This window comes from Pseudonocardia xishanensis (genome assembly GCF_039541715.1).
In the GTDB taxonomy this organism is placed as follows: domain Bacteria; phylum Actinomycetota; class Actinomycetes; order Mycobacteriales; family Pseudonocardiaceae; genus Pseudonocardia; species Pseudonocardia xishanensis.
The window spans coordinates 1-758 of record NZ_BAABGT010000050.1 but is presented as its reverse complement, the minus strand read 5'-3'; the positions used below and the strand labels follow the sequence as shown (position 1 = coordinate 758).

Annotated in this window: 1 pseudogene; it reads right to left on the bottom strand. The window is 65.0% G+C overall.

Going from position 1 to position 758, the window contains the following annotated elements:
- Nucleotides 1-605, bottom strand: a pseudogene (locus tag ABD993_RS19080) (transposase); the annotation flags it as partial.
- Between the last annotated feature and the right edge of the window lie 153 nt (nt 606-758).

Here is a 758-nt window from a genome sequence, read left to right as displayed (position 1 = left end):
CGAACCGCGGCATTCGAATCTCCCATCCTGGAGATTCGCAACGACCGATGGAATCCGCCCGGCATCCAGCGGGCGGGCGGCCCAGTCGGTCATCTCGGCGAGACTTTGTCGGTGATCCGTGAGACCGTCTCCCTGGACACCGACACCCCGTAGATGTCGGCGAAATGCGCTGAGATCTCCCCGGTCGTCATCCCTTTCGCGTACAGCGACAGCACGATCTCGTCCACATCCGTGAGGCGGCGTTGACGCTTGCGCACGATCTGTGGCTCGAAAGTGCTCTCCCGATCCCGCGGCACGTCGATCTCGACTTCACCCGCCGCATCCGAGATCACCGTCTTCGGACGCGACCCGTTCCGCACGTTCGTAGACCCCCGCTCCGGGCCCGCTTGATTCTTGGCGTGCCCGAGATGTTCGGTCATCTCCTCATTCAACGCGGTTTCCAGCACGTTCTCGGTGAACAGCTTCAGCAGGCCGTCCGGGCCGGTCAACGCCAACCCCCGCGCCTTGGCCTCGGCCACCATCGCCGCCGCAGCGGCCTGCTCCGCCGACAGCTCCCGCGCCGGCCTGGACTCACCCTTGTGTGGACCCACAAGGTCCGATGTCATCACTCACAGTGCCCATCCCGCCGGAACCCAGCCCGGCATGTCGGGCCGAAAACACCGATCTTGAAACAGTCCCTTTCGGCTCCGCATTCGCGCGTGTGGTCCCGAGAAGGCCTGCGGTGAGGGTGGTACTCCTCGAGGAGTGTCTCGGCCAGC